Origin of the sequence: Psychrobacter sp. Pi2-51 (genome assembly GCF_904846665.1) — a bacterium.
GTDB classification, from domain to species: domain Bacteria; phylum Pseudomonadota; class Gammaproteobacteria; order Pseudomonadales; family Moraxellaceae; genus Psychrobacter; species Psychrobacter glaciei.
Genome location: NZ_CAJHBP010000003.1, coordinates 1 through 24911, shown reverse-complemented (window position 1 = coordinate 24911; position 24911 = coordinate 1). Strand labels below are relative to the sequence as shown.

Genomic DNA, 24911 nt, shown 5'->3' with positions numbered 1-24911 from the left:
GATTAATTATTTTTGATCTCTTTCTAATACCACTCGATAGCGAGCGTTACCACTCTCTAGTCTCTCGAATGCTTCATTTATCTCAGACATTTTATAGGTTTCAGTCACTGGCTGAATATTATGTCGAGCAGCAAAATCCAGCATTTTTCGCAGGGTCGACGGTGAGCCGACTGGCGAGCCTGATAGGCTGTTTTGAGCCATGATCATTGGCGCAGCTACTATCTCTAACGGCGCTTCTAATAAGCCAACAAAATGCAGTTTACCTTTTGGTCTCAACGTCTTAATAACGACATCCCAATTCATATCAACGTTCACTGTTGATATGATTAAATCAAAAGAGCCTGCTGCTTTTTCGATTTCGTTCTCATCTCTTGAGTTTAAAGAGTGATGAGCACCCAACTCTTTTGCTTCTTCCATCTTTGATTCGCTGGTAAATGCTGTCACTTCACAGCCCCACGCATTAGCAAACTGAAGCGCAAGATGACCCAGACCACCAATACCGATAACCGCTACTCTAGAGGTTGGTTTGATATCGTATTGCATTAGCGGGTTAAATACTGTGACACCGCCACACAGCAGTGGCCCTACCGCATTGAAATCAAGCCCTTCAGGAATTTTGATAACGCTGGTATCTTTTGCGCGTACTTTATCTGCAAAGCCGCCATGGTTACCAATGATGGTTCCTTCCTGCTTAGCACAGAGGTTATGGTCACCGCCGATACATAGGTCACAAATGTTGCAGTAGCCTTTATGCCAGCCAAGACCGACTTTATCGCCTAGCTCAAGATGCTTTACGTGCTTGCCTTTTGCAAGGACTTTACCTGCAACTTCATGCCCACCGACAAACGGATACTCGGTCATACCCCATTCGTTTTGCCACATAGAAAGATCACTGTGGCAGACACCGCAGCTATGCACTTCGATTTCTACTTCGTGATCGCCTAGAGTACCAGGATCATATTGATAAGGCACAAACTCGCCGCCTTTCTCTTTTGCTGCGTATGCATTAATCATCATTATTCCTTATTTAATAGTATTTATGGAGGAGTGCTCATAACAAATGAGCCAGTCGTTTCTAACGATTCAAATTTTTCCCATTCAAAAAAGGGTTGTCGATAAGTTGAACTGGTCTGACCAAAGATTGGTTAAGTTATACCATCCAAGCCAATAGTTGTAAGACTATCATAATACAAAGCCTCGTACTTGAAAGGCGACGAATCACCAACACTATCGCTTTGCCGCCTCAATCTGAATGTTCAGCATGATTGTCGAAAGAGACATTGGATTCATAATGACATGCATGGCTTTGCGATAGTAACTAGCAGGGCAATCACATCGTTTGTGCTTGTGTGCTTATAAAATGACAACAAGCCCATACTTAATCAATAAGTATGGGCTTGTCTGTGTTAGACCTAGCATTATTACTGCTAATGCTAGGTCATGTATACGATCAAACAAAGACGTTAAATCATATTTTACTGTCCGTCGTTGTCTGCTCTTTGCCACTTGGCACAAGCCATTTAGCAAACCATCCTGACAGATCATCCATCAACGTATAGACGACTGGGATGACCACCAAACTCAGCAGCGTTGAAGTCACTAGACCACCCAATACCGCTGCTGCCATCGGTCGCCTAAAGGTAGGATCTGCATCACCCCAACCAAATACCAATGGCAACATACCTGCACCCATTGCAATGGTAGTCATGATGATAGGACGCGCACGCTTATGACAGGCATCAATAATTGCCTCAAAACGTGCCAGCCCTCGGCGCTGGGCAATCAAGGCATAATCAACCAACAGAATCGAGTTTTTGGTCGCAATGCCCATGAGCATAATAAAACCAATCATCGAGGGCATCGACAGGCTACTGTTGGTAATAACCAAGCCGACGAACGCACCGCCTATCGATAGAGGCAATGCCATCAAAATGGTAAATGGCTGTAACAAACGACCAAATAGTAAGATAAGCACGCCTAATATACAAACCACACCCACTGACATCGCAATGATAAAGCCACTAAAAAGATCTGCCATATTTTCGGCTTGACCTTGATCGATGATGGTAATCGAAGGCGGCAATTGTTGCATGGTCGGCACTGATTTAACCGCTTGCACCAAATCACCTAGCTCGCCATCTGCTGGCTGCACCGTAATGCTAATAGCGCGCTCTCGATCCAACCTACTTATCTGAGCAGGACCTGTGCCAAAATCTAACGCAGCGACTTCGCCCACACGCACCCCTTGACCTGCTGGTAGTGAGTTTGGTACGTACAAGCCCTCTAATTGACTGACATTTTGCTTGGCAACATCTGGCAGACGCACCACAATAGGAATCTGACGCGTATCAAGATTGAGCTTAGATAAGCGCTGCTCGTAGTCGCCGACAGTCGCCACACGTAAAGTCGTAGCGATATCTTGCGTGGTCACGCCTTTATCAGCCATCGCCAGTCTATCTGGTGTCACCGTTAGCTCTTGACGTGGCAAACTGCGATCACTGGTCACAGCACCTACGCTTGGCAAACCTCGAATTTCAGTCATGATCTGCTGAACAGTCTGCTCAAGCAGCTGTGGACTGGTACTGGTTAACGAAAAATTATAGCCACTCTCACCACCACTTGATAGTCCAACGGTAAAGCGAGCGCCAGGTACTTCTGTCATCAACTTACTGATTTTACGTTCTATTTCTTGCTTAGTGCCTCGCTCCGCACGCGGTGCAAGCACAATATCCAAACTGGCAATATTCTCCGCTTTGCTACCACCAGACTCTGAGCTCAGGGATGCTTGTGCTTCTCCCACTGACGTAAAGATATTCGTCACCTCAGGCATGGCTAAAATGCGCGCACTGGCAAGCGCTGACACGCGCTCCGTATCTGCGAGCGACACATCAGGGGTTAGCTCAATAGCCACACGGGTTTGGTCAATATCGTTGTCTGGAATAAAAGAAGTCGGTAGTAGTTTCACTAATGCCAACGAGGCCACAAACAACACCAACGTTGCACCCATAGTTAGCCAACGATGATGAAGCGTCCACGAGACAATTTTGAGATACCACGTCATTAATGCACTTTGCTTTTCGACATGCTTTTTCTCGGGTCGTAAGATGTATGCAGCCATCATAGGTGTGATCAAACGCGCCACCATAAGCGATGCAAAAATCGATAACGCAGCCGTCCAACCGAATTGACGGAAAAACTGCCCTACAATACCGCCCATAAAGGCCGTCGGTAAAAACACAGCAATCAAGGTAAAGGTAGTGGCGACAACAGCCAAACCAATCTCATCAGCGGCTTCCATCGCCGCTTCATAAGGCGTCTTGCCCATCCTCAAATGCCTGATGATGTTTTCGACCTCGACGATTGCATCATCGACCAGTACCCCAATGACCAATGACAATGCCAGTAGTGAGATAATATTGAGACTAAAGCCAAATAAGTACATACCTAAGAAGGTAGGAATCACTGACAGCGGCAACGCCACAGCGGCAACAATAGTCGCCCGAATATTGCGTAAAAACAGAAATACCACCACCACGGCAAGCAGGCCACCTTCGATCAGCATGCGTAATGAAGCTTGGTAATCTTCCGCAATAGGCGTCGCTCGATCATAGACCTTTTCAATACTGATATTGCCCACATCGGCAGTCAACTTGGCAAGCTCGTCATCGACCAGTTCCATTACCTCAACTTCACTGGCACCACGCGAGCGAGTGATATTAAATGCAACCACCGTTTGACCATCGAGCTTAGCGATAGAGCTGGGATCAGCCGCACCATCAGTGATTTGCGCCATACGTCCAAGTGCTTGAGTGCCACCTGTAGGGACAGCCACTTGTAGATCATTAAGCTCGCCTGCACGCTCGACCGCGCCCAAAACGCGAATGGTTTGGGTGGTTTTACCCACTTCTGCTTCACCACCTGAGCTGTCTTGTTGAATACCTGCTATTTGCTGTGACAGCTGGGTAATCGAAAACTTCAAACCACTCAAAGTGATAGGATCAGCTGCGACCGTAATCTCACGCTGCAGCCCGCCGATACGACCGACTGTACTGACACCTGGTATATCAGAGAGCCGTTTGGTGACCGTGTCATCTACAAACCACGAGAGATCCTCTACACTCATATTGTTAGCAGCGACAGAGTAAGTAACGACTGGAAATCCTGCGGTAGACACCTTGGTAATGATTGGATCGTTGGCGGCGGCTGGCAGATCACCACGTACTTCGCCAACTGCCGAACGTACATCGTCGACCGCTTCTTGAATGTCTTTTTCTAACGTAAACTCGGTGGCAATAGTCGCCGCACCCGTCTGTAGGGTGGTACGAATATGACTCACACCTTCGATACTGGTCAGTTTGTTTTCAATCTTCTTTGCGATATCGTTTTCGAGCTGCGAAGGCGCAGCCCCAGGTAGGGTCACCGTGACGACCACCGCTGGCAAGTCTATATCTGGAAACTGTTGTACCTTCATTTTCATAAAGCCATAGATGCCCCCTAAGGTTAGGAGCACAAATAGCAGAATAGCCACGAGTGGGTTTTTGATCGAGTAAGCGGAGACGTTTAAGCTCATGGTTGTGCCTGCGTTGCTGTACTCATTTGGCTCACACCATTAACTATACGCACTAGGTCGCCATCGTTCAAAAAGCTACCGCCTTGCTTCACGATACGACTATCGCTTGGCAGAGGCTCTAGCACTGCTACGTTCTCACCAAGTCGCGCGCCCAAAGTCACTCGTTGTTGCTTGATACGACCCATGGACTTACCGTCTTGGTTTGTAAGACTGGTCACTAGCATCACATAATCATAACCGTCATTGCTAACGATGGCGCTATTAGGAATCGTTTGGGTGCTGGCACTCCCTAGTAGAAACTCACCAGTCTGATACATGCCTGCGCGTACTTTTGAGTTGGCCGCTAGACTCGCATAAATAGTGATCTGGCGGTTATTTTCCGCCGTCGGTGCGATACGGCTCACTTGCCCCATCACTGAATCACCATTTGGCAATCCTACTCGCACCGATGTACCGATATTGATGTCACCGATAAGCTTAGGATCTATATCTGCCCGCCACTCCAAAACACCACCTTTGATAATCGTGAACAGTGGCTCACCGCCAGCCACCATCCCAACTTCCACCATTTTCTCACTGATAATACCGCTGACAGGCGCCATAACCTTTGAATTGTCTAGCGTCAAGCGCTGATTATTTAAGCGGGCTTTGGAGGCCTGCAAAGACGCTCTAGCTCGCATCTCAGAGGTACGATAGCGATCGGCCTCTTGTTTGCTAATGGCATCAATATCTACCAACGGCAAGACACGTGCGGCATCAGCGCTGGCATTGGCAAGCGTTGCTTCAGCTTCTGCCACATCGGCCTCTGCTTGCAAAACTTGCTGCTCCATGGCATCAGTATCAAATATCGCCAATACTTGACCTGCTTTGACCCGCTCACCTTCCTCAACCAGTACGCGCTCAATAGCCACACCATTGACTTTAGCGCTGACATTAGCCACGTCTTTGGCACTGATGGTGCCGTCAGCACTCAACGTATTGCCAATCGTATCTTGGCTTGGCATCACCGTTTCTACCGATAATACAGATTGTTCTGTACTAGCGTCGCTAGTAGGGGTGCCATCATTTTGTGTACTGGCAGATGCTAGTGCCTCGTCATTCATCGCTTTATCACCAGCACCCCAGTATTTTCCAAGCAGAACACCCATGACCAGCACAATGCCCAATACTGGCAACAACCATAGTGGCAATTTCGACGAAGACTTATTAGCATTAGCCAGCGTGTCAGGTTGACGATATGGTGGCAGCTCAGATTGAGGAGATGGTTTAGGATTGGTTTCTTCAAGATCGCTCATGATAGGTCTCTATAAATACGGGCAATAATAAAAATTAAGATAGTCGGTCATTGGAATGTGTTTTTTGATCGCACACTCTGGCAATACCGAGCCTATCCCACTAACGATGGGGTCAGTAGTAAAAGAGCAAAGGCAGATTGACTAAATGAAAATGGGATAACAGTGGCACAAGCAGGCGTAGACGTCTGTTTCATAATACATCCTTGTATAAATATTCAGACAGTTGAAAAGTAGTGGTACAAATAACACGGTAATGATGCAACCTCATAAATTGCCACACTACTCGATGCATATCAATGACAATCAGCGAACACATGAGTCAGTATTAATAAATAAAAACTACCAAAGAGCTATTTTCATCAACTAAAGCGATGGCAGAAAAAATGATGCATAAATCATTGATTTCGCTCGCTCTTTATATTCATTGTTTAGGGCGTGTCCTCATTTTAAAAATGGTGATAAAGATGAGATAAATTGCCGTCAAACGAGGAAAATAGCGCAGATAATATCGGGATATCAACCAGCTGTTTAACGATGTTTGGCAAAATTTAGCCATTTTTAGCCCATTTAGATATGATCAATTGAATTGAGGACATGCCCTAGCATCAAATAATGAGCATGACTAACAAGGATAAATAGCATCCCGAATTATTCGGTAAGAATGCAGAGAGAAAAACTCTGCTATGCATTGGTGTAACGGCTGGCCTCTGGCATCCAGCGATGGATAAGCTGGCTGACATCTGCTTTACGTGCAGGATCTGCAATTAAGTGTTTGGCGAGACGCTGGGCAATCGCAAATAATTGCTCATCACGGATCAAATCCGCCAAATAATAACCAACATTGCCCGTTTGACGTTTGCCTAACAGCTCACCTGGCCCGCGCAGTTCCAAATCTTTTTGGGCAATAACAAAGCCATCGGTGCTATCGCGCAATACATTTAGACGCTCAGTACCTGTCTCTGATAACGGCTTTTGATAGAGCAAGACACAGTAACTTTTGGTCGAACCACGCCCGACTCGTCCACGCAATTGATGTAGTTGCGATAGACCCAAACGCTCGGCGTTCTCGATAACCATTAGCGACGCATTCGGGACATCGACGCCAACCTCGATGACCGTTGTGGCAATGAGCAAGTCAAGATTTCCGGATTTGAATGCTTGCATGATGGCTTGTTTATCAACGGATTTCATCTTGCCATGGACAAGACCAATACGAATATTTAAGCGCTCATTTAAGTCCTCGTAAGTGGCTTCAGCGGCTTGTGCATCCAGCACGCTAGACTCTTCCACCAGCGAGCAAACCCAATACGCTTGCCTGCCCGCCTCACAATTAATCGCAATACGTTCGATCACCTCATCACGGCGGTTACGGTCAATCGTCACCGTCGTAATTGGCGTGCGACCCGGTGGCAGCTCATCAATGATGGAGGTATCCATATCGCCGTAGACACTCATCGCTAGCGTACGCGGAATAGGTGTTGCCGTCATTATTAGCTGATGTGGTGTGCTATTGGCCACGCCTTTACTGGTCAAAGCCATGCGCTGCTCGACACCGAAACGGTGCTGCTCATCGATAATAACCAAGCCCAATTTAGCAAACTGTACTTGCTCTTGAAATAACGCATGGGTGCCGACGACCACTTGCACGGTATTTTCAGCCACAGCTACCAACGCTTCACGGCGCTGCTTTGCAGTTTGCTTACCCGCCAGCCAACCAACCCCAACGCCTAAGGGTTCAAACCATTGTTTAAAATTAACCAAATGCTGCTCTGCTAAAATCTCAGTCGGTGCCATAACAGCCACTTGCCAGCCACTATCAAGCGCATATCCTGCGGCACCTGCCGCCACCAACGTTTTGCCAGCGCCCACGTCCCCTTGTACCAGTCGTAGCATCGGAATAGAAGTCGCCATATCGGCCGTGATGTCTTTCATCACTCGTTGCTGCGCGCCCGTTAAATCAAACGGCAACGCGCCAAATAGCTTGTCCGCTAATGGACTGGTGGTCGTACATTTAGGGGCTTTATGCTTATGCAGCTGTTGCCGGCGATACAAGAGACTAAGCTGATGCGCGGTTAGCTCTTCGATGATTAGGCGCTGGCAGGCCGCATGGGTACGCGCTGTGAGCTGAGTGAGTAACCGATATTGCTGACTGGCATCGGTATAAGTAGGCGGGGTATGCAATAAGACCAGCGCTTCAAATATCGTCAAATGATAGACACTATTAGCGGCCATCGTATCGAGATTATGATTCATCGCGTCATACGTTGCATCATAAACAGCGGGCTGGGCTTTATTGACACTATTACTGGTAGCATTGTCGGGCACACTGCGGGCGAGTGTTGAAAAAATATCTTCAGACTCATACGCCTCTATTACCGATTTTTTTGGTGGTTCAAAAGGTACCAATGGTAAATCCGCAACGACGGCAAAATCTTCATTGGTAAACAGCGTCATCGGTAGACCCTGACTACGCACCGTTTGCAGTGCCAACTTAATCAAGGTACGCAATTTATTCTGATGCAAGCCTTTGACACTGGGATAAATGGGCTGCAACCCAGTATTAGTCATCGAACTGCTATCAGTGATGATTTGATATTCGGGATGGTGCATCTGCTTGCCATAACGGCTCACTTTTACTTCGCCGAACAATTGCAATTGTGTACCCAAACTCATGGTCTGCGCCAGACCACGATAGACCTTAAAAAACCGCAATGATATCGTATCGGTGTCATCGTCTACAATTACGGTCATGCCACTGCGCTTGACATCGACGTGTACCACACGCCCAGTGATTAATACTGCTTGTCCATGCCCCACGTCTGCTATCGATACCAGTCGGCTGCGGTCTTCATAATCTCGTGGCAGATGCAGCAGCAAATCAAAGATTCGTACGATACCCAACTGCGCGAGTTGCTCAGCAACCTTAGAGCCGACGCCTGCCAACGCCGTCACTGGCATATCGAGTGCCGATAGAGGTTGCTCAGATATCCCATGAGCGGTTGACTGGGCTGAGGAAGGAGCTGAAGCGTGACTGACCGACATGGGCATCAAAAATCCTAACGATATTGGTTTTAAATTCCGTAAGCGCAAAATGTTTTATTAGGACATGCCCTAAGCATTCTACTGCTAGTAAGAAGCTGCAAAGGTGATAGCAATCAACCAGCTATCAAAATACTGAATCAGTCTCATTATAACTGACAACATGATTGATTATGCTAAGCTATTTAGTAATACTGCGTTTAGACACTTTGTAGAGAAATACATCCAGTCTATTTTATGGATAAGCAACTTTATCGATAAGTAGCTTTGTCGATTTGGCAAAATTTCTGACTATGTTTAGCAAAATTTAGCCATTTTAAGACCACTAAATATATAAATGTGCTAATTGATGACACGCCCTAATTTATGATGATTTTATAAGGTCTTTTTTATGTTTGCTCCTGCTCTATTGCCTCAATCTTATCATCATTTAATACTCCTGCGTATCAGTGTGCTTGCTGTATTGGCTCTAGGCACTAACGCTTGTAGCACACTGACACCGGCACCAGTAGCGCCCATAGTAGATGAACCAAAAGTAGCGTTAGTGTTGGGCGGCGGCGGTGCCAAAGGTTTTGCGCATGTTGGCGTGATTAAGGCTCTAGAAGCAAACGGTATCAAACCAACCTTGGTCGTTGGCACGAGCATCGGCAGCTTGGTTGGTAGTCTATACGCTAGCGGCTACACGCCAGCACAGCTTGAGCGCTTGGCATTGACCAGCACTGACAGCGAATTGACGGACTTCACCTTATCCAACCAAGGCTTTATAGAAGGCATCAAACTCAAAAACTTTATTAATGCAAAAGTTGGTGGTCGCCCTATAGAGTCATTTCCCATTCATTTCGCTGCCGTCGCGGCTGAGAAGCACACACTAAAAAAAGCAATTTTTACCACCGGAGATGCTGGGCTTGCTGTCCAAGCGTCTTGTAGCGTACCTAATATTTTTATTGCCCCACGTATTCCCGAAAAAGTCGGCAAAAAATATATCGATGGCGGTGTGGTCAGCTTAGTGCCTGTCGATAGCGCGCGCGATTTGGGGGCAGATATCATCATCGCTGTCGATGTGACGATGCCTACCTCGAATAAAAAGAACATAACAAGCAATCTCTTACCTGCTATCACCTCATTGAGTAGCTTTTGGGGCTTACTTGAAAACAATTTAACCGCCAACGCTGCTCATTCAAATACCAAGCACAGCGCATCGATGCGCAATGAACGCGCGCGTGCTGATATTGTGATTACCCCTGATGTCGGTCATATCAGCTCATTAGATACCAGTCAACGTAGCGCCCTTATTGCTGCTGGCACGCAAGCCACCACACCACAAATCAATGCGATTAAACAATTAATTAAAGAAAAATCACAGAGTAAATATGCAATTTTATAACGATATAGTCAAAATATCTTAAAAACGCGACGGTATTGCTGATATCAGCAGTGCGTGATGGTTCGATATTACTTTTCACTGACTATATATAGTAAATCCTCGACAAGCTAACCTCAAACATTAGAATTTCAGCCATTAAAAAAGCACCGCAGTCATGAACTGTGGTGCTTTTTGCCGTTAGCTAAATCAATTCTGCTTAAACAGACTGTATCAATTAATAAGCAAATCTATTTAACGCGGGCGCGGTATTTCACTGCTACGGTGTCATTGAGGCCAACACCTTCGATATCCCAGCGTACTGCTTTGTAGTATTTGAATGGGATTTCTTGTAATTGATTGTCTACCTTGCCACGTAGCGGCATACGGGCGAAAGTATCGCCATCGGTGCTGCCATATGGGAAATCAGGCGAGACCGCACGCAATAACTCTACTTGCTCAGGGATACTCATGGTGACCGTCATTTTGCGTACTCGATCAGCATTGGTATTGGTAAAATACCCTTGATACTCTAAGACGTTGCCTGCTTGCAAGCGCGTGTTGGCATTAACAGGTACCAAGACCTCCTGACCATTAGCATCAACACTGATCAACGAGGCAGTAATTTTTGTATTAACGGCTTGCACACTAGAATTACCGCTACGGGTGCTTGCTTGATTGGTACTTGACTGCATGGTAGCTAAATTATCAACTGCTTGCTCTGGGGTCGGCAGCATTGCTGAGGCTTGAGTCACAGCCATGACGCCGACGAGCGTACCAGCGATCACGTGAAACAGACGGTGTCCGCTAAAAGCGCTAAAAGGATTGGCAAAATGGTTACTTTTTTTCATGACTTTCATTATCCCTAGTTAATATATCGGTAAAACGCAGCTGGCAAAACCTGACTGTCTGGTTAATGCATTTTCAATGCTTTTAAACTCTGACATTTATCGCTTTAACTTTTTAAGTTTCTCGCGGTTTGGATAGACGAAACTTTATCTGAGCAATACACTTAATGACGACATCTCGGATTATGAGCAGGCTATCATCATATACGCTCCATGCTGGTAACGTTCATTTTTATTGATTATCTGCGTTAGCTGTCTATAAAGCAATAGCGCTTAGCATAGCAAAAAGCGTTTGTAGGTACACTAACCCCGTGTTGAGGTTGTGTATATTGTCAATTTACTACAAAGATTGATGAACGCTACTGAAATAAAAGATAGCTCACAACGGCGTTTTTTGCTATGGTAATTCTTTAGCGACTGGCATTTTTTGTCACGTCCTTTTTTCTTATTCTGACTACTACTGCTCCCATTATGACTACTAGCGCCATGCCACAGATTAATCCCGAATACGTTCATTGGTTCCGTAATTCTGCCCCCTACATTAATACCCATCGCGGTAAGACTTTTGTGATCATGTTTGGCGGTGAAGCGGTCAATCACCCGAATTTTAGTACGCTTATTCATGACTTCGCCTTGTTACATAGCTTGGGCATCAAGCTGGTGTTGGTACATGGGGCCCGACCGCAAATCGAAAACAACCTGCAAGGCACTGATATCACCTCGCCGTTGCATGAAGACATTCGAGTGACGCCGCGTGTAGCGATGCCGTCTATCTTGCAAGCCGTTGGTGCCATTCGCTTACAGATTGAAGCACAGCTGTCGATGGGGCTGGCCAATTCACCCATGTACGGCTCGCGCATTGATGCCGTGTCGGGCAATTTTGTCACTGCTCGCCCTTATGGCATTCGTAATGGTGTCGATTATCAAATGACGGGTGAAGTGCGCTCTATCGACGTTGAGGCCATCAAAAACAACCTACTCCACGATCATATCGTCATTTTAGGCTCGATGGGTTATTCAGCGACTGGTGAAGTTTTCAACCTACTCGCTGAAGATGTGGCATTAAGTGCTGCCGTCGCACTTGGCGCGGATAAGCTGATATTCTTAGGTGAAGAAACGGGTATCAATGACGATGATCGCTTGCTACGCGAAATGATTCCAAATGAAGTCGATCGTTTCTTACGTGGCCGTGATCTAAATTGTGAGATTAACTACTTTTTAAATTGCGCCAGTAATGCTTGCCGTCAAGGCGTTCATCGCACCCATATTATCTCTTATGCCAAAGATGGTGCATTATTAGAAGAGCTATTCACTCGTGATGGCTCTGGTACGCTCATTAGCCACGACCCTTATGAAGAGATTCGCCGAGCAGATATCGACGATGTCGTGGGACTTATTGAACTGTTATTACCGTTAGAAGAACAAGGCATCTTGGTCAGTCGTTCGCGCGAATGCTTGGAGCAAGAGATTGATCACTATAGTGTGATTGAGCGTGATGGTATGATTCTGGGCTGTGCCGCGCTTTATCCATTAGATGCAGATGCGGCAGAAGTCGCTTGTGTCGCAGTTCATCCCGAATATCGTAGCGGCAGCCGAGGTGCGGATTTGCTAGCGTTTTTAGAGCAGCAAGCGCGCAGCCATGGTTTGCACAAACTGTTTGTATTGACCACTCGCACCGCACATTGGTTCGTTGAGCAAGGCTTTGCAGAAGTTGAAGCAAGCGCCTTACCAGAAGCACGACAAGAAAAGTATCATAACGGACGTAACTCGAAGGTGTTCCAAAAGACACTTTAACGAGTGACTCAATTGATGAGTAAACAGTGAACTAGACCACGTCCAAACAAAAAGCCCTCATAATATTTATGAGGGCTTTTTCTGTTTTAGGACGAAACGTAGGACGGTGCAGATTATTACGTTTTATCGCAGCATTATTTTACTTTTAACAGCTCAACCGTAAAGATTAAAGTGCTATTAGGCTCGATACCTGAGTTACCTGCCTCGCCATAAGCGATGTCTGATGGGATGTAAAACTCGTATTTGCCGCCCTCTTTCATCAACTGTAGACCTTCCGTCCAGCCAGCGATAACTTGATTTAGTGGGAATTCAATCGGCTCACCACGCTCATAAGAGCTGTCAAATACCGTACCATCGATCAATTTACCTTCGTAGTTTACTTCAACCACGTCAGTCGCTTTTGGTGATTTACCAGTACCTGGAGCGATTACTTTGTATTGTAGACCAGAGGCCGTCTCTTTTACGCCTTCTTTTTTCACGTTTGCAACTAAGAATGCTTCACCAGCGGCTTTGTTGTCAGTCGCTTTGCTTTCCATATCTTTGACAAACTTCTCTTCTTGCTCTTTTTGATAGGTCATCAATACTTCTTGCATTTGCTCTTGTGTCAGTGCGGAATCAGTGCCTTCATAACCATCACGGAAGCCTTTTTCAAAGGTATCAAGATTGAGATCACCGACCGCTTCTTTGTTACCTTCCGCCATCATATAGCCCAAGCTATAACCCACTTTTTCATTGGCTGGGCTTTTTTCAGTCACTGAAACGCTTTGACTAGAAGTTTCTTGATTACCATTATTAGTACTACAACCGGTAACTAATAACATAGCACTAACAAGTGCACTAACGCTTAAAGTAGTGATTTTTTTCATAGAGTACTCTCAAATTGTAAGTATAGTGGCGAGATGTCACATATTTCTATAATAACAAATCTTAGTTTTAGGAGCCATGTTTAGGATGAAATTATCGGGCCAATGTACAGTCTGTGTTAACATTTCTCGTAAAAATAACAAGTTATCACACAAATATAGTAACAGGTTAAGCTTTCTGTCTTTAAATCTATCAATACATCAGCTAAGCTAAATTAGTTAAGGTGATAAGTAACTGGACGTCAGTTTTACTAGTATATATTGGGATGTCGGTAGCCATATTGCGTAATAGAGATGTATGGCCATCGCAGATCCACATTTTCCTATAGTAGTATTACTTTTTCAGTCACTATAATGTCCCTGTATAACTTAAATTAAAAACACTATTTATAATTACCATCTATATGATTTTGCTCAATAACTAAGGTTCTGATTACCTACTATTTGTAATGGTTACCTTTGTTATTTCACAGCTCATATATGATGATTCAAGGAGGATAAGATGAATCCAACATTTACATCTTTTAATGGTTATCTTGGTGGGCCGATCGGCTCCATTATTGGTGCTATCTTAATATTTATTATTGGCTGGCTCGTAGCTTTAGGCATCGCGGCACTGGTACGCGGTGTGCTGTCTAAAGTGAATCTTAATCAACGCATGAACTCTTCTACTGGCAAAACCTATGATCTGGAGGGTATTATCTCTAAGATTATTTTTTGGTTTATCTTTATCATTGCCATTTCAGGAGCGCTTAGTCAGTTGAACTTGAACTCTATCTCAGCACCATTTGCAAATATGGTTAACCAAGTGTTGGCGTTCATTCCTAATCTGATCGGTGCTATTGCTCTTGGTGTGATTGGTTGGGTTGTGGCAACTGTTGCCCGCACAGCGATCAACGCAGCACTGGCCAAAACATCAATGGATGAGCGTTTAAGCGCTAAAGCTGGCGTAAAACCAATGAGTAGCACGATTGCTGATATGGTTTACTGGTTCATCTTGTTGGTTGTTCTAACCATGGTATTGGGCCAATTAGAGCTTGATGGTTTATTTGCCCCATTGACTAATATGGTAGATAAAATCTTCAGCTTTATTCCTAACATCCTAATTGCTGGTGTGGTGTTTGTCGTTGGTTATATCATTGCTAAAGTTGTACGCGGCATTGTGACCAACCTTGTTTCTACTTTTAACGTGCAAGAGTTGGCGTCAAAAGCAGGTTTGAACGAGCAAAATAGCCTACCTAATATCGCGGGTTCATTAGCATTTTTAGTTGTGATTATCCCAACGATTATTGCCGCATTAAATGCGTTAAAAATCGAAGTGATTGCTCGTCCTGCGACGAATATGCTGAACAAAATCATGGAAGCCTTGCCAAACATCTTTATGGCAGCGGCTATCCTAGTAGTGACTTTCTACGTGGTACGTATGGTCGCTAATATTATTAAAGGCTTGATCGAAAACACTCAGATCAACCAGTTGCCTGCGAAAGTTGGCTTACAAGAAACCATGGGTGATAAAAGAGTTTCTGACCTTGTTGGTTATGCGATCATCTTTTTTGCCATGCTGTTTGCCGCTATCGCTGCCGCTGATTTATTAGGTTTTGAGCCTATCTCAGCTATTATCACGATGTTTATCGCTTTCGGTGCCAACATCATTTTGGGCGCGATCATTCTATTCATCGGTTTCTGGCTTGCCAATATCATTGCTGGTGTCGTTGAGCGCTCTGAGCAAGGCTCACAGTTCTTAGCAAACATCGTACGTGTATTAATCATGGGCTTGGTACTAGCCATGGGTCTAAAAGCGATGGGTATTGCTGACTCTATCGTTAACTTAGCATTTGGTCTAACGTTAGGTGCCGTTGCGGTTGCCTTTGCTCTATCATTCGGTCTTGGCGGTCAAGAAGCAGCAGCACGTTTCCTACGCAAGATGCAGGACAAAATGGACAAAGAGCGTACTGAAGCGAAAGCGAAGTCTGCTTTGACGCCTAATTCATCAACGCAAGACAAAGTTGCTGATTCAGTTCGTGAGAATATGCCGAGTGCACCAACTACCTCGACTACCAACTTACGTACAGATACGGTCGATACCACAAAACTTGGTACTGATCCTGTAGATACTACTGATGTTGGAACTACTGGAACTACGACTAATAACGATTTATTACCTGGTAGCGGTCTTATCGACGACACCAATAAATAAACCTTTATGAAAGTATAATTTCGAAAAAAAAAGACAGCTTAGGCTGTCTTTTTTTATGGGTGTTTGTATGATAGATGATTTCTTTAAGTTAAACGACGACAAATTTATCCATAGTCAAAATACCCCGAAAACGCTACGATACTGCTGATATATCGATATTACTTTTCACTGACTATAGTATCGATTTACAGCTTATCTTTACGGGCTGGAATAGAAAGGTTGAGACGGATCTGAGGCAAATCATTTACTGGCTCGTTTGGCTTCTTAGCCGCTTGCTTCTTAGCCACTGGCTGCTGAATATCTTGCTGCTGAATATCTTGCTGCTCAGCACCTTGCTGTTTGAGACGTTGTATTTGCTTGGTAAGTTGACGCTCGCGCTGAGTCATATTATTCACGGGTTGAATCCACAGGTCGATGTCCATGAAAGTCTCACCGGCATCAGAGATAAAACCTATACCAAGTATGATGACATGGTGTAGCTCAGCCATCGGCAGACGCGTAGCGACATCTTGCGCAATTTTCTGTAAGTTTGGCTGAATAGCCGCTTTACTGTTCTGCCCCGCCAAATCTTGCCCATAAAATATCAGCACATAATGCCTGCCGAGACGTTCATATGAATGCTGATGTATCACATAACCAGTTTTTTGCAACGCCAGCTCTTGTTTTGGGTGTCTATATAAAGTGCGAATCAGTTCATGTCGCGAAAACGCGGATTCGTCTAATAATTGCTGCTGCCAAAGAGAGAACTGTGGCTTTAGAGACTCGGTGTCTGCTTGAGCTGTCAGCTCTGCACTGACCGTGTCGATCATCTGTGTACTAAGTTGCGACCAGAGTGTTGCTGCTTGTTGCCTATGTTGTTGATACATCTGGGCAGTTTGGCTCTTATTTTTTTGAGCTAAGGTCATGGCTACCAAAGCGGAATTTGGTGCTTGCTGAATACCATATTTGATCAGGGCATTATCGATCGTAATAGCATGGTCAAATAAGAGCGCACTGCTTAAAAACTGCGTGACAAGCATGTCTTCAGATTCAAAACTCGCGACATGGCTGGAGACCGAGCGCTGGAGCTGGTCAAGATGATACCCTAAGAATCGCCACAGCTCGCATGGCGTCTGTAATGCAAGCGTTATCGAACACCAATCATGCCAGCTAAATACTTGCAGTCGTTGTGCGTGGTCACTCATGTCGACAACCAAATTCTCCATAAAATAGCGTGCTGCAAATTCGTGCTTTAAGCGCTTCGGTAACTGACCGCGCTGACGGTTATGTTCAATATTATTGTCATTGTTGTGCTCATCATTATTGTCACTGTTATTATTATTGTTGCTATTAGCGTGCTCACTGAATTGGATGTCGACGACCAATACGTCATAGATGAGCGCCTGATTGTCTTTATCTTGAGAAGACTTAGTCTTTTGCCATGCTAGCACCGCTTTGACCGCTGCCATACGTACTGTTTCGATATTAGCCAAGCTGGTCTCAGAAGGCAGATATAAGATGAGCGCTAATAGTTGAAGCTTACCTAGTGGTAAATGATAGTGATACTGTCGAGCTGTATAATGAGCCTCATAACGAATCTCTATGGTTTGCATGTTAGGTAAAACAATATCTAAAGCATCTGTCTGTAGATAGCAGGCCAACTCATTGACCAGATAACCCCCATCAGATGTACCAGTAATCGAATTGAACACAGTCTCAACCTTTTATTATCAATGAAATATAACGTACCCTACACGGCAACTTACAAAGATCATGCCATTTTTGTGAGGATGATAGGCATAATTCAATAAAGAAAAAGCAAACTACATAAGTGCAATTATACAAAGTCGCTTTCCAAGCAATGACTTGTTATGATGACATAAAAGTAGCACAGCTGACGCATTGATTTATAGTGCAGCCATTATGTTAGGGTCTGCTCATTCACTTTTTATGTAGTGACTATTATTATTTGCATATAAGAACAAGGACTGAATACTATGAAACGTTTTAAAGAAAAAACCGTTATCGTAACAGGAGCAGGCTCAGGTATTGGTCGTGCGACGGCCATTCGCTTTGCTCAGGAAGGCGCCAGTGTCGTTTTAGTGGGACGGACTGCCGATACGTTAGCAGAAACCGCCAAAGAATTCCCGCAAGACCGTACGTGGATTCATACCGATAATTATATGACCATCACTTGCGACATTAGTGTGCAGAGCCAAGTGCAAGAAATGATTAAAAGAGCCATTGATCAGTTTGAAAAAATTGATATCTTGGTGAATAATGCAGGTAAAGCCACCCAAGGTAAAATTACGGAGCTAACGGCTGAAGACTGGAAATCAGCGATTGATGTGAATTTAAACGGTACTTTTTATGTCTGTCAGGCAGCCATGCCACATTTGATAGCGACCAAAGGTAATATCGTCAATGTCTCCTCATTATCAGGGGTCGGTGGTGATTGGAATATGGCCGCTTACAATGCTGCCAAAGCTGGCGTTAGCAATTTAACACGTACCCTCGCCTTGGATCATGGTCCTGATGGAGTGCGTGTTAACGCGGTTAATCCAAGCGTGACTAAGACAAACATGACGAGTGCCATTCAGGATAACGATGCCAAGACTGATAAATTCTTAGATCGTTGCCCACTTGGTCGTCTGGCCACGCCAGAGGATATTGCCGCTGCGATTACTTTTTTAGCGAGTGATGATGCGTCGATGATTACCGGTGTTAATTTACCAGTGGACGGTGGGGTTAGTGCTTCTAACGGTCAGCCTCAATTCTAGCCATTGCTATCTTTGTAGTCGAATATGAGCGTTTTACTAACCATTCATAAGAGATTCAAACGCTCATATTCGCAAGATAGACCTAATCGGCTGAATTATTAACATCCTGTAGTGGCTGCGATAAGCGCTCAGGATGTCTTGGTATTACCCCTTTATATTGAGCATAAATTTTTGGTAAGTCAGCCTCAATATCTCCAGTAGGATACACAGCAGATAAAAAACGCACTTCTTTAGTATTATAATCTAACGCCACTGGCAAAATAGGGATACCAGCACCCACTGCTAGGTAATAAAACCCTGTCTTCCAGTCTTTGGTATATTCCCGCGTGCCTTCTGGAGATAATCCCAAAAACAGTGGCTCACCGGTTTTAAACTTATCAATACTCGCTTGTAGCACAGAACCTTTATTACCACGATCGATGGGAATAATACCCATCCAACGTAAGAGTTGCGCCAATACTGGGACTTTGAATAACGTATGTTTACCCATAATGCTGATTTTTAAATCTAAGGCAAACAAGCTGGGTAATGCATAGACGCCATCAACGTTTGACGTGTGCGGTAACGCCAATACCACCGCTTGCGAGATATCTGGAATTTCACCAACGATTCGCCATCCTGAGGTTTTTAACAGGAAAGAAGCTATCACTGGAGCAATTGTGCCGCCCCGTTTGGGAATTAAATGACCCAAATCCTTTTTGCTAAGCTTTGGCAATATTTTAGAGCGTGCAGAATTAGCAGCAGTTGGCAACTTAGAGCGATGGGTAAACTTCGATGTCATAACGGCACCAGATTATAAAAGATAGCTACATAATACCATTAAGTTTATGCCACTAAATTGCCTTTTACAGGCTTTTATTGCGCTATCTCTTACTCGACTCTACAGTGAGCAATCAGCCTATCTAGTATTCATTATTACGATACTTTATGAAATATCAGCCAAGTTGCCTTTATCCTCAAGCCAAGTCTTACGGTCAGCAGAGCGCTTTTTGGCGAGCAGCATATCCATCACGCTATTGGTGAGCACCATGTCGTCCATATCTAACTGCACTAAGCGGCGGGTATCACGATTCATAGTTGTCTCACGCAGCTGCTCTGCACTCATCTCACCCAGCCCTTTAAAGCGCGTAATTTGCGCTTTTTTATTACCCGGTACATTGGCCAAAATATGGGCAAGCTCAGGCTCATCCAACGCGTAATGCACGTCTTTACCGACATCCACGCGATATAACGGCGGCATGGCGACAAATAAGTGTCCTGCATCGACTAACGCTGGAAAATGCTTAACGAATAACGCGCAAATCAAGGTGGCAATATGCAGACCATCAGAATCCGCATCCGCTAAAATACATACTTTGTCATAACGTAGTTCGGACAAATCGTCTGACGCCGGATCGACACCGATAGCGATGGCGATATCATGGATCTCTTGGCTCGACAGCACGGTATCTGACGACACTTCCCATGTATTTAGAATCTTACCGCGCAGTGGCAATATGGCCTGATAATGACGATCTCGTGCCTGTTTGGCACTACCACCCGCCGAATCTCCTTCCACCAAAAACAACTCTGCGCCATCACGCAAATCACCACGGCAATCAGCCAATTTACCCGGTAATGCAGGACCTTGAGTAATCTTTTTACGCGCAACTTTTTTGGCAGATTTTAGGCGACGTCCCGCTTTATTAATCGCCAACTCGGCAATTTGAGCACCCATATCGGCATGTTGATTTAACCACAAGCTAAAGGCATCTTTTGCCAATGTCTGTACTGCGCCTGCGGCTTCACGGCTCGATAAACGCTCTTTGGTTTGCCCTGAAAACTGTGGCTCAGAAAACTTAAGCGACAGAATATAGTTGACCCCATCCCATACATCTTCTGCCGTCAGCTTGACACTACGCGGCAATAGATTATGAATATCACAAAACTCGCGTAAGGCTTCTAGAATACCGGTGCGCAGACCATTAACGTGCGTGCCACCTTGCGCAGTCGGGATAAGATTAACATAGCTTTCTTGAATGGGCGTACCACCATCAGGCAACCAAGACAGTGCAAAGGTAATGGCGGCACGTTCGCCCGCTTTCGCATCGTAATTATAATAGAAAGGTGCCTCAGGCAACGTCTCAAGACCATCTAACTGTTCGTTTAAATATTCAACAACGCCATCGGCAAACTGCCAAACGATTTTTTCATTGTTAATATCATCGACGAACTCAATCGTCAAACCCGCGGCCAACACCGCTTTGGCTTTTAGATTGTGCTTGAGTTGTTTAACATTGAATTTTGGCGTATCGAAAAAGCTACCATCCGCCCAAAAATGTACTTTAGTACCGCGTTTGCGCTTGTTTGAGCTGATCGTTTCCGTCAAAGGCGTAACTGGCGCACCATTTTCAAAAGCCATTTCAAACTGTGTACTATCACGCCATACGGTCACTTCTACGCGCGTGGACAGCGCATTGACGACCGAGATACCAACGCCATGCAGACCACCCGAAACTTCATAGTTAGCGGTCGAAAACTTACCGCCAGCATGTAAGCGGGTCAAAATCAGCTCAATCCCTGACTGTTTAAACTCAGGATGAATATCAGTTGGCATACCGCGCCCGTCATCCTCGACTGACAGCGAGCCATCACTATACAATTGAACTTTGATGGTTTTAGCATAACCCGCCAACGCCTCATCTACTGAGTTATCAATCACCTCTTGTGCCAAGTGGTTCGGACGGGTGGTGTCCGTATACATGCCGGGGCGACGACGTACCGGCTCAAGTCCTTCTAAAACTTCTAACGATTGCGCATTATATTCACTCACAAATGCTTCCCTTAATATTTACAGATCATTCATTCTATTGAACCATTATAACCAAAAATAACGACGGTAACGCTAATTGTCAGTCGCTCACGTCAGATAATGTCGTCTCTTTAAGTCGATAACAAACGCTGTAGCATATCTATTACCATCGGTAGCTGTTCACCAAAATCCGTAAATCTATGATCACCACCTTCTTGCAAAGTAACCCGTACATCAAGCCCTCTATAAAAATCTCTTGATAAGTACGGATTCAAAAGTTCATCACCCTCTTTGATAAAGACCACCATTTTATTAGGGTAGTTAATTGATCCTAAAGAATGCGCTGCAAACCATTGCAAATCTGAATGAGTAATGTGCCAACCACCCGCTGTTGTATGTAGAATCTCATTGTTCAATGTTTTACTTTTCCCACTAGCCGTTGAAGACGATTCACTAGCAAAGCGTTGCAACGTGATATGCGGCTGCGTACTGGGATTTAGCAGTAAAGCCGCACAGCCTGTATGATTGCTCACCAAGGTAGAGAAATAGCCACCTAACGAGCTACCCACCAGTACCGTTTCAGCATCTCTATTTAATTGAGTTACCAACTTGACCAGCTGCTCAAAAACTTGCTCCGGAACGCTATTTAGATCAGGGCGATATACGCTGATATCAGGATGATACTGCTGACAATATTTTTCTAACAGTACTCCTTTAGTAGAGTTGGCATCACTGTCTAGTCCATGAATATAAATAATGTTCACGTACAATCTCACTTATTAATTTTGTTATGATGACTTTATATATGCTATAAAAGCTAAGCATAGCATTGCCTCGCCAAAAACAGTAACAATAAAGCGGCACACTATTATTCGTTATTTACGACATAATAATGTTTTAAAATAAGATGAGGCAAGTTAAAGGAATAATGATAAGCGCGATGGAGCCGCCATGAATCAACAGTTTGAGCTGTTCGAGATTGCCAATCCGTGTATTGGTGTGTGCACGAGCAATAAAAAAGGCTATTGCTTTGGTTGCCTACGCAGTCGTCCTGAGCGTCAGCTATGGCTGAACATGACTAACGAGCAGCGCCGTGAGGTGCTACGGCTAGTCTCTGGACGTAAACAGCGTATTGAACAGATGAGACAGCGTAAAGGTGAGCAGTTGGGGTTTGATTTTGAGGGAGTGGTTGAAGTTGGTGAGTTATTTTAGGAAGTGGAGATTGTGATACACTGAAAAATATCATTTTAAATTTACTTTTTGAAATAGATGATTATAGACTTAAAATTTTTAGACCACTTTAGCCAGACTAAATTTTCTTCACATAACGATCATGTTCATGTGCTATATCAAACTTTGAAGCCGTCAGCTCAGAGTAATCGCCATTAAAGTCAACCTTTAATAAGTCATCGCTATTGATATTCATGCTATTAAACAGTTGTAAGAACCAATTATCTAAATCAGTTCTGTTTTCTTTCATGTAAAGATGAGTAGACCTATTAACTACAAATGCTATGAAGTCAGCTAATTGCAATAAAGGCTCTTGATGAGACGATTGAAATACACCTTGATATTTATTCGAATAATCATGAAAGATTTCATCCCCAACTGTAGTATTTGGTTTGCCTAACCCTTCATCAATAAAAACAGTTAAATCTTCTGAAGTATTTGAATAAAATTTTTTAATTTTAATTAGTAACCAAAAAAGCGAAAGATCGGATGGTTTTTCCAAGTTGAATTGCTTAATTTTGCCCCTGATCTTTTCGATACCGTGGTCCCTAAGAGTCCTACTATCAATAGTCTGAATAAAAACCTTCCATTTATATTCAGTATATATTTTAGCAAAAGATTCAAATATAGCTAAGTTTGCCTTTTCGGGTAGTTTATTCCAAAGATTTTTCCTATTATAAATCTCTACAAAATGAAACTCCTTAGGGTCAATGGAGAGTTCATCTCTAATGCAATTAAGGGAATTTGTTATTTGCTCTCGAATATAATCAACATCTTTATCAGGAAAACCCACTCCAATATGTGTTCTTCTGTTTCCAGTGACATACTCAGACCTTGTTGAAATTGTTGGACCATATGTGTCATCGATTGCAATATGCATAATTCTCTCTAGCACCTTATGAAAAGTAACAACTTAGTTGGCAAAAGACTTAAAGGTTTGAAAATAGCTAACTGTATTTTTGTGTTTGAGTTTATTATTCACCTTTTGTTTTCAACTCTTTAATTCCCATTTCATACGCATAAACATCAGCTGTAGGAAAAAAAACACCTAGTATCCAATAAGACCAGCGTTTCCATCTCATATACTTTAAAGTAGAGATAGAATCATAAGGCATATCTTCAATAAATGGCTCAAAAATAGACTCCCAGTGACTATCTTCAAGCTCGAACGAAATATCATGAGCACATAAATTTCTAATTTTATTCAAAGTTATGAGTGCACGCTCAACAGAAGCATCTAAGTTTTCCATCGCTACAGTAATTTTTATTTTTTGAGCAAAAGATAACCTACAAGAATCAAGTTTTTTATCGTTCCAGCTAAGATTGCACTTAATCATTTCATTCAGCATTTGCTCAACGATTAGGTGAGCTTTGAGAATACCAATTAGACCTTGATGATCACGTTCACTGAATAAACGAACATCATTTAAAAATCTAATTCTGTTCTTTTGTGATTGCTCAGGATTCATTATTGCACCTAATTTTAAGAATCTGATATATTGATAATTGATTAATTCTAATATTTTTAGCAATAATTCAAAGATCAAATGGGAATGTAATATTAGTCCCAATATAGCAGTAAAAGCTTATACTTTCACTTCCATATATTTAGTAATAAGAAGACAATTAAGTTCCATACGACGAAAGAAACCCCCTGTGACATAAGTCGCAGGGGGTTTTACTTTAGGAATAGAGAGCTAACGAACGAGGAGAGCGCCGTTTGAATTGAAGAAATGGCTTAAAAGCAAAGCACCGCTTTGCTAGGCAGTGCAAGAGCTATCTACAGGCATAGCCTTTCGTCTTGCGCTACGGACGACTGTCTCCCAGACAGTCGTTACTCCTTGCTCACCTTTCAATAGGATTTGCTGCGTAGGTCACTAGGAATAAAAGATAAAAAAAAGAGCCACCCCGTTAAGGATGACTCTTTTTAGAATAGAGAGCTGACGATGACCTACTCTCACATGGACGAATCCACACTACCATTGGCGCTACGATGTTTCACTTCTGAGTTCGGGAAGGGATCAGGTGGGGCCATCGCGCTATTGTCGTCAGCAAAGGGGGTTAGATATGAGTCTGATGTTGTTATTATGACTTCAAATTTTACTTTTTAGTCGACCAACTTGTAACCTAACTGAATCAAGGTTAAAGGTGATATCGAAATATTC

17 protein-coding genes and 1 rRNA gene are annotated in these 24911 nt (G+C 43.9%); 5 read left to right on the top strand and 13 right to left on the bottom strand.

Going from position 1 to position 24911, the window contains the following annotated elements; all coding sequences use genetic code 11:
* Nucleotides 1-6 precede the first annotated feature (6 nt).
* The 4 genes from ahr to recG form a co-directional block, all read right to left on the bottom strand.
* Nucleotides 7-1014, bottom strand: a complete 1008-nt coding sequence (gene ahr, locus JMY08_RS02275; RefSeq protein ID WP_201589739.1) for an NADPH-dependent aldehyde reductase Ahr — start codon at nt 1012-1014, stop codon at nt 7-9.
* 454 nt (nt 1015-1468) lie between these two features.
* Nucleotides 1469-4570 (bottom strand): efflux RND transporter permease subunit, encoded by a 3102-nt coding sequence (locus JMY08_RS02270; protein WP_201589735.1) that lies wholly within the window; start codon nt 4568-4570, stop codon nt 1469-1471.
* Entirely contained in the window at nt 4567-5865 is a 1299-nt protein-coding gene (locus JMY08_RS02265; RefSeq protein WP_201589732.1) for an efflux RND transporter periplasmic adaptor subunit, read from the bottom strand. The genes JMY08_RS02270 and JMY08_RS02265 overlap by 4 nt, the downstream gene beginning before the upstream one ends.
* Before the next feature lie 681 nt (nt 5866-6546).
* Complete coding sequence (gene recG / locus JMY08_RS02260) at nt 6547-8913, bottom strand: ATP-dependent DNA helicase RecG (RefSeq protein WP_227679570.1); 2367 nt, start codon at nt 8911-8913, stop codon at nt 6547-6549.
* A gap of 382 nt (nt 8914-9295) precedes the next feature.
* On the opposite strand from recG, the gene JMY08_RS02255 reads away from it, so the two are divergent.
* Nucleotides 9296-10288: a patatin-like phospholipase family protein gene (locus JMY08_RS02255; protein WP_201589729.1), complete on the top strand. Its 993-nt coding sequence runs from the start codon at nt 9296-9298 to the stop codon at nt 10286-10288.
* A 227-nt stretch (nt 10289-10515) separates the two neighbouring features.
* Here the strand turns inward: JMY08_RS02255 and JMY08_RS02250 are convergent, their stop codons facing one another.
* Nucleotides 10516-11115 (bottom strand): hypothetical protein, encoded by a 600-nt coding sequence (locus tag JMY08_RS02250; RefSeq protein WP_010201301.1) that lies wholly within the window; start codon nt 11113-11115, stop codon nt 10516-10518.
* Between the two features lie 468 nt (nt 11116-11583).
* Here JMY08_RS02250 and argA point away from each other — a divergent pair, with 468 nt between their 5' ends.
* On the top strand, nt 11584-12906 hold the full coding sequence (gene argA / locus JMY08_RS02245) for an amino-acid N-acetyltransferase (RefSeq protein WP_189586965.1): 1323 nt from the start codon (nt 11584-11586) through the stop codon (nt 12904-12906).
* A 134-nt stretch (nt 12907-13040) separates the two neighbouring features.
* Here argA and JMY08_RS02240 read toward each other — a convergent pair whose 3' ends face one another.
* Entirely contained in the window at nt 13041-13772 is a 732-nt protein-coding gene (locus JMY08_RS02240; protein ID WP_201589726.1) for an FKBP-type peptidyl-prolyl cis-trans isomerase, read from the bottom strand.
* 499 nt (nt 13773-14271) lie between these two features.
* Between JMY08_RS02240 and JMY08_RS02235 the strand changes: the two genes are divergently transcribed.
* A complete protein-coding gene (locus tag JMY08_RS02235) occupies nt 14272-15966 on the top strand; it encodes a mechanosensitive ion channel (protein ID WP_201589723.1) in 1695 nt (564 codons plus the stop codon).
* Nucleotides 15967-16151: 185 nt separating this feature from the next.
* Here the strand turns inward: JMY08_RS02235 and JMY08_RS02230 are convergent, their stop codons facing one another.
* Nucleotides 16152-17657 (bottom strand): hypothetical protein, encoded by a 1506-nt coding sequence (locus tag JMY08_RS02230; protein ID WP_201589720.1) that lies wholly within the window; start codon nt 17655-17657, stop codon nt 16152-16154.
* Between the two features lie 285 nt (nt 17658-17942).
* Between JMY08_RS02230 and JMY08_RS02225 the strand changes: the two genes are divergently transcribed.
* Nucleotides 17943-18725 carry an SDR family NAD(P)-dependent oxidoreductase gene (locus JMY08_RS02225; protein WP_201589717.1) on the top strand — a complete coding sequence of 261 codons (783 nt, stop codon included), beginning with the start codon at nt 17943-17945 and terminating at the stop codon, nt 18723-18725.
* A gap of 82 nt (nt 18726-18807) precedes the next feature.
* Here JMY08_RS02225 and JMY08_RS02220 read toward each other — a convergent pair whose 3' ends face one another.
* From JMY08_RS02220 to JMY08_RS02210, 3 genes are all read right to left on the bottom strand, one after another.
* On the bottom strand, nt 18808-19506 hold the full coding sequence (locus tag JMY08_RS02220; RefSeq protein WP_194620985.1) for a lysophospholipid acyltransferase family protein: 699 nt from the start codon (nt 19504-19506) through the stop codon (nt 18808-18810).
* A gap of 144 nt (nt 19507-19650) precedes the next feature.
* The gene (gene parE, locus JMY08_RS02215) at nt 19651-21537 is read right to left on the bottom strand and encodes a DNA topoisomerase IV subunit B (protein WP_201589714.1); all 1887 of its coding nucleotides are present in this window, start codon (nt 21535-21537) and stop codon (nt 19651-19653) included.
* A gap of 110 nt (nt 21538-21647) precedes the next feature.
* Nucleotides 21648-22280: a YqiA/YcfP family alpha/beta fold hydrolase gene (locus JMY08_RS02210; RefSeq protein WP_201589711.1), complete on the bottom strand. Its 633-nt coding sequence runs from the start codon at nt 22278-22280 to the stop codon at nt 21648-21650.
* Nucleotides 22281-22467: 187 nt separating this feature from the next.
* On the opposite strand from JMY08_RS02210, the gene JMY08_RS02205 reads away from it, so the two are divergent.
* Nucleotides 22468-22728, top strand: coding sequence for a DUF1289 domain-containing protein (locus JMY08_RS02205; protein WP_201589709.1), 261 nt, complete (start codon nt 22468-22470; stop codon nt 22726-22728).
* A gap of 97 nt (nt 22729-22825) precedes the next feature.
* Here the strand turns inward: JMY08_RS02205 and JMY08_RS02200 are convergent, their stop codons facing one another.
* The 3 genes from JMY08_RS02200 to rrf form a co-directional block, all read right to left on the bottom strand.
* Nucleotides 22826-23626 (bottom strand): DUF3800 domain-containing protein, encoded by an 801-nt coding sequence (locus JMY08_RS02200; protein WP_201589707.1) that lies wholly within the window; start codon nt 23624-23626, stop codon nt 22826-22828.
* Between the two features lie 94 nt (nt 23627-23720).
* Nucleotides 23721-24215 carry a hypothetical protein gene (locus JMY08_RS02195; RefSeq protein WP_201589705.1) on the bottom strand — a complete coding sequence of 165 codons (495 nt, stop codon included), beginning with the start codon at nt 24213-24215 and terminating at the stop codon, nt 23721-23723.
* A gap of 469 nt (nt 24216-24684) precedes the next feature.
* Nucleotides 24685-24799, bottom strand: a 5S ribosomal RNA gene (gene rrf / locus JMY08_RS02190).
* Nucleotides 24800-24911 lie beyond the last annotated feature (112 nt).

What these genes read in the sequence shown, in the direction of transcription:
- JMY08_RS02255 (WP_201589729.1), top strand. Translation starts at nt 9,296, where the DNA reads ATGTTTGCTCCTGCTCTATTGCCTCAATCTTATCATCATTTAATACTC.
- recG (WP_227679570.1), bottom strand. Translation starts at nt 8,913, where the DNA reads ATGCCCATGTCGGTCAGTCACGCTTCAGCTCCTTCCTCAGCCCAGTCA.
- JMY08_RS02220 (WP_194620985.1), bottom strand. Translation starts at nt 19,506, where the DNA reads ATGACATCGAAGTTTACCCATCGCTCTAAGTTGCCAACTGCTGCTAAT.
- JMY08_RS02265 (WP_201589732.1), bottom strand. Translation starts at nt 5,865, where the DNA reads ATGAGCGATCTTGAAGAAACCAATCCTAAACCATCTCCTCAATCTGAG.
- JMY08_RS02225 (WP_201589717.1), top strand. Translation starts at nt 17,943, where the DNA reads ATGAAACGTTTTAAAGAAAAAACCGTTATCGTAACAGGAGCAGGCTCA.
- JMY08_RS02235 (WP_201589723.1), top strand. Translation starts at nt 14,272, where the DNA reads ATGAATCCAACATTTACATCTTTTAATGGTTATCTTGGTGGGCCGATC.
- JMY08_RS02250 (WP_010201301.1), bottom strand. Translation starts at nt 11,115, where the DNA reads ATGAAAAAAAGTAACCATTTTGCCAATCCTTTTAGCGCTTTTAGCGGA.
- JMY08_RS02205 (WP_201589709.1), top strand. Translation starts at nt 22,468, where the DNA reads ATGAATCAACAGTTTGAGCTGTTCGAGATTGCCAATCCGTGTATTGGT.
- JMY08_RS02270 (WP_201589735.1), bottom strand. Translation starts at nt 4,570, where the DNA reads ATGAGCTTAAACGTCTCCGCTTACTCGATCAAAAACCCACTCGTGGCT.
- ahr (WP_201589739.1), bottom strand. Translation starts at nt 1,014, where the DNA reads ATGATTAATGCATACGCAGCAAAAGAGAAAGGCGGCGAGTTTGTGCCT.
- JMY08_RS02200 (WP_201589707.1), bottom strand. Translation starts at nt 23,626, where the DNA reads ATGCATATTGCAATCGATGACACATATGGTCCAACAATTTCAACAAGG.
- argA (WP_189586965.1), top strand. Translation starts at nt 11,584, where the DNA reads ATGACTACTAGCGCCATGCCACAGATTAATCCCGAATACGTTCATTGG.
- JMY08_RS02195 (WP_201589705.1), bottom strand. Translation starts at nt 24,215, where the DNA reads ATGAATCCTGAGCAATCACAAAAGAACAGAATTAGATTTTTAAATGAT.
- JMY08_RS02240 (WP_201589726.1), bottom strand. Translation starts at nt 13,772, where the DNA reads ATGAAAAAAATCACTACTTTAAGCGTTAGTGCACTTGTTAGTGCTATG.